The organism is Thermodesulfobacteriota bacterium (assembly GCA_039028315.1).
Lineage (GTDB): Bacteria > Desulfobacterota_D > UBA1144 > Nemesobacterales > UBA2774 > CR02bin9.
Map to the genome: position 1 here is coordinate 1 of JBCCIH010000142.1, position 6,667 is coordinate 6,667.

The 6,667-nt window shown below is 43.2% G+C and carries 5 protein-coding genes and 1 rRNA gene; 3 read left to right on the forward strand and 3 right to left on the reverse strand.

The features are described 5' to 3' along the window. Positions 1 to 63: 63 nt before the first annotated feature. Positions 64 to 1,624: ribosomal RNA gene (locus AAF462_08975) — 16S ribosomal RNA — on the reverse strand. Between the two features lie 487 nt (positions 1,625 to 2,111). On the opposite strand from AAF462_08975, the gene moeB reads away from it, so the two are divergent. From moeB to AAF462_08990, 3 genes are all read left to right on the forward strand, one after another. Further along, the gene (gene moeB, locus AAF462_08980) at positions 2,112 to 3,281 is read left to right on the forward strand and encodes a molybdopterin-synthase adenylyltransferase MoeB (protein MEM7009250.1); all 1,170 of its coding nucleotides are present in this window, start codon (positions 2,112 to 2,114) and stop codon (positions 3,279 to 3,281) included. A gap of 137 nt (positions 3,282 to 3,418) precedes the next feature. Beyond that, complete coding sequence (locus AAF462_08985; protein MEM7009251.1) at positions 3,419 to 4,498, forward strand: phosphotransferase; 1,080 nt, start codon at positions 3,419 to 3,421, stop codon at positions 4,496 to 4,498. 45 nt (positions 4,499 to 4,543) lie between these two features. Beyond that, positions 4,544 to 5,821, forward strand: coding sequence for an MFS transporter (locus AAF462_08990; protein ID MEM7009252.1), 1,278 nt, complete (start codon positions 4,544 to 4,546; stop codon positions 5,819 to 5,821). Between the two features lie 9 nt (positions 5,822 to 5,830). Here the strand turns inward: AAF462_08990 and AAF462_08995 are convergent, their stop codons facing one another. Then, complete coding sequence (locus AAF462_08995) at positions 5,831 to 6,046, reverse strand: hypothetical protein (GenBank protein MEM7009253.1); 216 nt, start codon at positions 6,044 to 6,046, stop codon at positions 5,831 to 5,833. A 98-nt stretch (positions 6,047 to 6,144) separates the two neighbouring features. Further along, positions 6,145 to 6,570 carry a ferritin-like domain-containing protein gene (locus tag AAF462_09000; protein ID MEM7009254.1) on the reverse strand — a complete coding sequence of 142 codons (426 nt, stop codon included), beginning with the start codon at positions 6,568 to 6,570 and terminating at the stop codon, positions 6,145 to 6,147. Positions 6,571 to 6,667 lie beyond the last annotated feature (97 nt).

Here is a 6,667-nt window from a genome sequence, read left to right on the forward strand (position 1 = left end):
AAAGAGCACCAAAATTTAATAGCAGATAAAGCGAGATCTGTTGAGTAAGCGGTTTCTCCGTAAAAAGGAGGTGATCCAGCCGCAGGTTCCCCTACGGCTACCTTGTTACGACTTCACCCCAATTACCAGCCCTACCTTAGGAGCCTGCCTCCCAGAGGGTTAGCTCAGCCACTTCGGGTAGAACCGACTTTCGTGGTGTGACGGGCGGTGTGTGCAAGGCCCGGGAACGTATTCACCGTGGTATTGCTGACCCACGATTACTAGCGATTCCAACTTCATGCAGGCGAGTTTCAGCCTGCAATCCGAACTGAGATTGACTTTGATGGGATTGGCTCCGCCTCTCGGTTTCGCGACCCATTGTATCAACCATTGTAGCATGTGTGTAGCCCAGGACATAAGGGCCATGATGACTTGACGTCATCCCCACCTTCCTCCGGCTTGTCGCCGGCAGTCTCTTTAGAGTTCCCACCTTAAGTGCTGGCAACTAAACATAGGGGTTGCGCTCGTTACCGGACTTAACCGGACACCTCACGGCACGAGCTGACGACAGCCATGCAGCACCTGTGCTAACCACATAAAGACAAGCTCTACGTCACCAAATGCTTTCACACCGGCTTATGTTAGCATGTCAAACCCTGGTAAGGTTCTTCGCTTTGCATCGAATTAAACCACATGCTCCACCGCTTGTGCGGGCCCCCGCCAATTCCTTTGAGTTTAAATCTTGCGATCGTACTCCCCAGGCGGGATGCTTAATGCGTTAACTACGGCACAGAGATTTTCATCCCCACACCTAGCATCCATCGTTTAGGGCGTGGACTACCGGGGTATCTAATCCCGTTCGCTACCCACGCTTTCGTCCCTGAGTGTCAGTAACAGGCCAGTTGGCCGCCTTCGCCACTGGTATTCCTCCCGATATCTACGCATTTCACCGCTACACCGGGAATTCTGCCAACCTCTCCTGTACTCAAGCTATGCAGTATTAGATGCAGTTTCAGGGTTGAGCCCTGAGATTTCACATCTAACTTACAAAGCCACCTGCGGACCCTTTACGCCCAGTAATTCCGAGCAACGCTTGCCCCCTCCGTATTACCGCGGCTGCTGGCACGGAGTTAGCCGGGGCTTCCTTTGAAGGTACCGTCAAGTCTGCAGGGTATTAACCTACAGACCCATCGTTCCAACTGACAGAGGTTTACGACTCGAAAGCCTTCATCCCTCACGCGGTATTGCTGGATCAGGCTTGCGCCCATTGTCCAATATTCCCCACTGCTGCCTCCCGTAGGAGTCGGGGCCGTGTCTCAGTCCCCGTGTGGCCGATCACCCGCTAAGGTCGGCTACCCGTCTTCGGCTTGGTGGGCCGTTACCTCACCAACTACCTGATGGGACATGGACTCATCTATAGGTGATAGCCGAAGCCACCTTTTACCGCTGAATCCGTAGATTCTGTGGTCTTATCTGGTATTAGCCCAAGTTTCCCTGAGTTGTCCCAGTCCTAAAGGCAGATTATCCATGTATTACTCACCCGTCCGCCGCTCTACTCATGACCGAAGTCATTTTCTCGCTCGACTTGCATGTGTTAAGCATACCGCCAGCGTTCGCTCTGAGCCAGGATCAAACTCTTCATTATAATTTCCTGAAATTATTGCTTAGCTCTACTTCGCCCGCTTATCTGCTATTTAATTTTCAAAGAACTAGACGCCTTATTAATCTAGTATTTCTTAAAGCAAAAAACCTTTAAAAAGCCAGAATGTCCCGGCGCCTTTTTCAAAGGGACATATAATATAAAGCATACAAACTTTATGTCAAGAACAAATTTTATACTTTTTAAAATTCCTAAAATCACTCTTAGCAAACTCTAAAAAATACAAAATGATCGGGACATTGTACCCTATATAAAAAAAGAATCCATAGGCACAAAAAATTAATCATAAGTACTACGAATTAACAAATGACTGTGGATGACCCAATATTATTATAAATGAAAAATGGGGAGAATTACAAGGCACTTTTTGGATTACCCATAGCAAAAATTTGAATTTGTAATGTTGAAAATATGCCAATTCAGTATAAATTAAGATACTCATCGAAATTACAATAAATGGGAAGGTAAAACCATGAGTCTTACAAATGAACAAGTAAAACGCTATAGCAGACATTTAATTATGCCTGAGGTAGGGGTTGAGGGTCAGGAAAAACTAGTAAACGCAAGCGTGCTCTGCATAGGCGCAGGCGGGCTTGGTTCACCACTAGCGCTATACCTTGCAGCTGCAGGTGTTGGCCATCTCGGAATTCTTGACTTTGATGTAGTAGACTTCAGCAACCTTCAGCGTCAGATTATTCATAGCGAAGAGACAATCGGAGAACTGAAGGTAGAGTCTGCGAAAAAAAGGCTCCAAGAGCTAAACTCTGATATTAAAGTCACTACATATAATGTAATGATCAACTCTGAGAACGCTATGGATATCATAAAAGACTATGACATAGTAGTTGACGGCACTGACAATTTTGCAACCAGATACCTTGTTAATGATTCATGTGTACTGCTAGGCAAGCCAAATGTCTATGGAAGCATCTTTAGGTTTGAAGGACAGGTTAGTGTTTTTGATGCTAAAAGAGGACCTTGCTACAGGTGTTTGTATCCTGAGCCACCTCCACCTGGGCTTGTTCCCAGCTGTGCTGAGGGCGGAGTGCTGGGAATTCTTCCTGGTATTATCGGAACCCTTCAAGCAGCCGAGACCGTAAAGCTAATTATTGGGGAAGGAAATCCTCTTATTGGAAGACTGCTTTTCTTAGACGTTTTGGAGATGCAGCCAAGAGAGATGAAGCTTAGAAAAGATCCTAACTGCCCAATATGCGGTGACAAGCCAACTATAAAAGAGCTAATAGATTATGAAGAGTTCTGCGGTATTGCGCGCGGAGAGCTTGGACAAGAAGAAACAACCATAAGGGAAGACTCTGAGGAGGTAGAGATGGAAATAAATATCGACCAATTTAAAGAAATGCGTGATAACGGAAACGATTTTACTTTATTAGATGTAAGAGAATATCACGAATATGATATTGCAAACATTGAAGGGTCAGTTCTAATTCCACTTGGAGAAGTTGCCGACAGGTTAGATGAGCTAAACCCAGATGATGAGATTGTAGTTCATTGTCATCACGGCGGAAGAAGCATGAAGGCAACTCAGTACCTTAAGGACCAAGGTTTTAAGAACGTGAAGAACCTTGCAGGCGGAATTGACGCCTGGGCTGAAAAGTACGACCCTGACATGCCAAGATACTAAAAACCAAACTGGCTGGGGAGCTCACCTGCTCCCCGGCTAATTACCACTCTGTTTTAAATATTCCCAATACCAATATAAACAACTATTCTCCAGCATAATTCTTTTATGTATATTGATACATACTGGAGGGAATCTTTTTGACTGCTATAACTCACCCAACAAAACCATCTGAAATTACAACTAAGTGGATGAACTATGCATTCAGTGAAGGCAGCATCTGCGAGTCCGGTACTATCACCGATATAGAGGTTGAACCTCTCGGTCCCCACGTAAAAGGACTTTTAAGTTCAATTTGCAGGGTCAAGATAACCTACAAACACCAATTACAGCAGCTGCCAAAAACTGTTGTCGTAAAATTCCCGCCGGAGGTGGATGAAAGAAAAAGTTTTGGAAGCAACTGGGGAGTCTACGAGAGAGAAATAATGTTTTATAGAGAACTATCTAAAAAAAGCCCTATTAGAGTTCCAAAATGTTATTACACAGTTATAGATGAATCTAATAATAACTTTCTGCTTATGATTGAAGACGCCGGAGACTGGATACCGGGCGATCAAGTAGGGGGACTTTCTGTTAAGCAAACAAAGTCTGCTGTAACATCAATCGGCAAGTTCCATGCACATTGGTGGGAGTCCGAAGAGCTTGAAAATTTAAAGTGGATACCAATTGAAAACAGAAGCCCGCTCCACGCGTTTCACGATAATTGGGATGATTTTAAAAATGTGCACAGTGATGTCTTAGACAAGCAGGATATAAACGCTGGCGATTTGATTGCAAAAAGCGGAGAGAGAATTCAAGAGCTAAGCATGGTCGGTCCAAGAACTATTATCCACTATGATTTCAGAGCAGATAACATGATGTTTAACCAGCTGGATGAGATAATGGTAGTAGACTGGCAGACAGCGCTTATATCATTTGGGGCGTTTGATGTCGGCAGAGCAGTTTGCGGTAGTCATCATGGCATTATTGAAAAAATCCACCATGTAAAATTCTTGGAGTTATGGTATCAAGTGCTTATGGATCACGGAGTAAGTAACTATACGTTTGAAGAGGCATGGCGTGACTACAGAATTGGTATAATTCTCTCTTCATATGTACCTGTTGCAGCACATCATTTTCTCTCTCATGAAGGATCTCACGGCATATTCGTTCTAAAAGCAATGATAAAAAGAATATTCTATGCACTACACGAATGTGAGGTATTGGAACTTCTAACATAATTATCCCCCTACTTTTTAAAGCCAACTTGGATTAAGATTGTATTTATGGCGGACGAATCAAAGAGTCTGGGCTTATATAAAAAAACCATAAACTCGTGGGCGCTGTATCACTGGGCTGAAAATGGTTATGGTACGGCAGTCATGGTAGCGGTATTGCCTATTTATTATAGTAAAGTGGCTGCATCGACTCTGACTCCTAATCAAGCTACAGTCTATTGGGGATACACGACAACAATTGCGCTTATTATCGTGGCAATTCTAGCCCCGATACTTGGAACAATTGCTAATCTTATTGGAATCAGAAAGAGATTGCTAATGATTTTTGCTGCCATAGGAATTCTTTCTTCAGCCAGCTTTTATTTCGTTAAGACCGGCGACTGGCTCATGGCGTCATTAATATTTATAGTGAGCAATATAGCTTTTGCATTAGCCGATGTATTTCATGATTCCTTCCTGCCACATATATCTAGGGATGATGATATAGACAGAGTATCGAGCAGAGGGTTTGCAGCAGGTTATCTTGGGGGAGGATTAATTCTAATTATAAGCATAGCCATCATACAGCTCATGTCGGATAAGGGCCTAGCGGCAAGGCTGACATTTATCACATCTGCTCTTTGGTGGGCAGTTTTTACAGTTCCTCTTATATTAAATGTTAAAGAACCTGGAGGATCTGGTCAGCTTCGAGCAAATCCTATAAAAGAAAGTCTTTCAGAACTTATGAGAACATTTCGTAATGTAAGACGCTACAAGCAGTTAACTTTGTTTTTGATCGCTTTTCTTATATATAACGATGGTATCTATACAATTTTCAAGATGGCTACTATATATGGGGCAGAGCTAGGATTGGGCCAGAATACTTTAATTGGATCACTTCTTGTTGCATTGATTGTCGGATTTCCCTCTGCCGTTTTCTTTGGATGGCTGGCAAAGCGTATTGGGGCTAAGAATTGTATCTACATATGCCTGCTTGGCTATACTCTTATTTCGATTGGAGCCTTTTTTATATCTAAGCCGATCGATTTCTGGATACTTGGAGCTGCAGTCGGAATAGTAATGGGAGGCGCTCAAGGACTTAGTCGATCATACTTTGGCGCCATGGTGCCAAAATCAAAGACCGCAGAGTTTTTTGGATTCTACGGCATGAGCTCAAGAATTGGCGGTTTTTTAGGCCCTCTAGTATTTGCAGTAGTTGGCCAGGCAATGGGAAATAGCAGGTATGCCATTATATCTCTTATTGTATTCTTTGTACTAGGAGCAATTTTACTATTTAAAGTGGATGAAAAAGAAGGGATCAACATTGCAAACGAAGAAAACCTATAAAGACGCTACTTACCAACCTGTAATGTTTTCAAACCTTCCGGGTCGATAGAGATTCAACGCTTTAGGATTATTTACTCCATCATACCCAGGAGTTGAGCCGTAAGACTCTTCTTTAGTCTGCCCACTGCAGGTATAAATAATCTCATCCCCGTCTATTTCATAACAGCCGTCTTGATTTACTGTAGTAGCCTTAGGCCCGCAAGCGCTGGATAAGAGAAAAACCATTATGCAAACTAACAGTATTAAGTGAACCCTCACATAAAGAGTATAAAGGATCCCACCTTGAATATGCAGCAGTATTTTACAAATGAGACACTTAGGATCTACAATGGCCAATCGCGCAGCATTCTCTCAGTCTCTTCTGAATGCCCGCTCTCATCTCTAACCATATCTTCAAGCTGAACTGCAAGTCCTTTATCACCAAATTCATCTGCCTGCTTAGCTCGCTCGCTATAGTTAGCTGCAGCATTTATCTCTGCTTTCAATATTTCTTCCAGCATTTCTTTGTTGCCCGCTGCATGTGGCACGGGGCTTGGCTGAGTGGTAGGCTCACCGCCCAAGGCAACTATCTTGTTTGCAAGAAATTGTGCATGCAGCTGCTCATCTGCCACTTCCTGAAGGAAAAACTGAGCCAGCTGAGGTCGATACGGACCTGTCGCCTTAGCAGCATAAGTTATATACTGAATAATAGCTCCTAGTTCCCCCGCTAAATCTTCATTCAACAACTTTATCATAGTATCTTTATCCATAATTTATCTCCGCCAACATATAATTGAATTCTAATACCTATAGATATTAGTCTACATTCTGAGGTGTAAAAAATATATATAACTTGCAAATATTATG